The 2304-nt window shown below is 61.5% G+C and carries 4 protein-coding genes; all 4 read right to left on the minus strand.

What is annotated here, in order from left to right; all coding sequences use genetic code 11:
* Window positions 1-203 precede the first annotated feature (203 nt).
* The 4 genes from FFS45_RS41385 to FFS45_RS41400 all read right to left on the minus strand — a co-directional run bounded on the left by FFS45_RS41385 (window position 204) and on the right by FFS45_RS41400 (window position 2168).
* Entirely contained in the window at window positions 204-692 is a 489-nt protein-coding gene (locus FFS45_RS41385; RefSeq protein WP_137960345.1) for a hypothetical protein, read from the minus strand.
* Between the two features lie 112 nt (window positions 693-804).
* Complete coding sequence (locus tag FFS45_RS42685) at window positions 805-1359, minus strand: hypothetical protein (RefSeq protein WP_249363137.1); 555 nt, start codon at window positions 1357-1359, stop codon at window positions 805-807.
* 42 nt (window positions 1360-1401) lie between these two features.
* A complete protein-coding gene (locus FFS45_RS41395; protein ID WP_137960346.1) occupies window positions 1402-1887 on the minus strand; it encodes a hypothetical protein in 486 nt (161 codons plus the stop codon).
* A complete protein-coding gene (locus FFS45_RS41400; RefSeq protein WP_137960347.1) occupies window positions 1884-2168 on the minus strand; it encodes a hypothetical protein in 285 nt (94 codons plus the stop codon). The genes FFS45_RS41395 and FFS45_RS41400 overlap by 4 nt, the downstream gene beginning before the upstream one ends.
* Between the last annotated feature and the right edge of the window lie 136 nt (window positions 2169-2304).

Here is a 2304-nt window from a genome sequence, read left to right on the forward strand (position 1 = left end):
GATGGCACGCGCCGGGGCAAGTCCGCGGGACGCGGCGCAGTCCCAAGAGCGGGGGTGCATGTTCACCGGGACGCGAGGTCGTCAGCTTGCGTGACGGGCGCAGCCTGGCGCGCGAGGTGCCGCGTCACGGCTGGATGGCTGCGGCGGTACCGGAAACAACAACGCCGGCACTCGGCCGGCGTCGGACGTGCAACCTGATGCGATTACCACGTGAGACGGGGATGCTCGTTCGTCGGCATGAAGTTCAGAAAGTCCATCCGCCGCGCAACAATGGCGGTTGCATCGTCGAGTGACACGCCCGATTCCGTGACGAATAGCTGGATCAGTTCCTCGTCTGACGCGGCCTCGTCGTTGCTAAGAACCGACTCAAAATATTCGCGTGTCTTCTCGTCCAGCTTTGCACTCAACCTGGTCTCAGGTTGCGCGCCCTCACTGCCATCGCCGCGCGAGTCGAGCGGTTGTGGTGCGGTGAGCGCAATCACCTCCGCTGCTTCGATCAATGCGTTGTGCTCAGCCGTGGTCAGTCCAAAGGCCTTGGGCCATGCTTTTGCCAGCGCGTCGAGCGCTGCACGGATGCGCCTGTGCATGTCGTGTGCGGCATCAACCTTCGTGGCCAGTTCTGTCAGGCTGCGCCGCGCATTCGCCTTGCCTACGTCTGTGCCGTTTTCCAGCGCAGCGAGCATGATAGGCATCAACGCCTTCCATTTTGGTTCGAGACTGACGGCTTCGCCGCGCGTTACTCGACGTGTTCCGGTTGTCATCATCGTTCTCCCAACGGGGTCGATATCGACCCCACAACATCAGTTAAGGATGCTCAAATACAGGTAGGTTCGGGACATGATCGCCGTCCGAATCGAGCCTGACCCACTGAAAACCTTCGCCGCGTGCCCAGGCCCACAAGTCGGCGAGGTCGTCCGGCGGTGGCTCGGACGACCGCATGATGGCGATCGTCTCCGCAGTCGGCACGGAGACAAAGAAACCAAATTCATACGGGCCGCAATAACACCAAGGGATCGAATCGCCCTCTCTTTCGAGTAGGTCGAGCGTCGGACGCGAAAGGTGGGCGGTGCCGATCGTCGGGATCGTGACGGTTTCCGGTGTGCCCGCCAAAGCGTCCGATGCGCGTTGAAGCCACTCGGCGCGCTTTGCGGTTCCCAGCGGCATGAGACGAACCGCGTCGCGCACAACTGCCAGTAGCGCGGCGCCGCGTTGCAGGCGTCCTGCTTCGGCGTCATCCAGTGCGCGCAACGTCGCTGCGATGCCGTGATTGGAAAACTCGTTTTCAAGGTAGGACAAGCCGTCAAAATCGGCGTCTGTCCGATCGGCAAAACTGACCAGAACATTTGCGGGTGCGTTCATGATGTAGGCTCCGTGGGCCGCCTGGGCGGCCCCGTCCAATGGTTAGAGTCCTGCGGTGAAGGGTCGGCGGCGCTCGGGGTGGTTAGCAGCCGTCGCCGCAAACTGGTACGCGCGCAGCAACGTCGTGAACAGCCCTTCGTAACGGTCCGCTATGTACGCCTTGAAGCCTTCCGCGTCCCGTCCGATCAGCACGTCAACACCGTTGATTTCCTGCCGGAAATTCGCGTCATCGTGGTTGGTCGGCACCTTCATGACTTCCACGCCTTTACGCCGAACGACGAGACAATCGGCGTGTCCGAAAAGATCCGTCATGCCGTGATGCGTCCAGCCGAATCGGCGCTCAGCGATCGAGGTAGGCCGCTCAAACATCTTCATGCCCCGCTGCAAATAGACTTCGCTGACGTGCTGGCCGCATACCTCGCAAGCGCCGAGGCGTTCGCTTGACTGCCCGGTTGCCTTCAACGTGTAGCGCAGTACTTCGCCGTCATGGTCGTGGACGGTGGTTTCAATCGGTGCGCGCTGGCTCATTGCTTGCCCGCCTTTTCGGCTGCGGCCTTCGCCAGTCGCTTCGCTTCCAGCTTCAGTGCATACGGCAGCTTGTCCGCGATCTGCTCATCGCTGAGGGTTTCGAGCAACGTCAGAACGCTTCCGCCGTTCTCGTTCACCATGATGGTTTTCTCGCCTGCATGCTTTCCCCATTGCGGGCCAGCCTTGCCCTTGTAGTCGCGGTGTTCGTGCCGGTAAATGATGGCCAGCTTCTGCTTGCGCGAAAGCGTCGCCGAGTCGATGGGTTGCACTGCATCGGACATGTCTCGTTCTCCCTACGGGTTGGGCTGACCGGGCCCCTAGATTCCGAGTCCCGGCGTGAAAGATGTTTCTGCTGAGTCGGCGGCGTCTCTCGCCGTTGCCGCCGTTCCCCTGAGTTCGTCGTCCCGCGATCAAAGG

It is taken from the genome of Burkholderia sp. 4M9327F10 (assembly GCF_005503145.1).
Classification (GTDB): domain Bacteria; phylum Pseudomonadota; class Gammaproteobacteria; order Burkholderiales; family Burkholderiaceae; genus Paraburkholderia.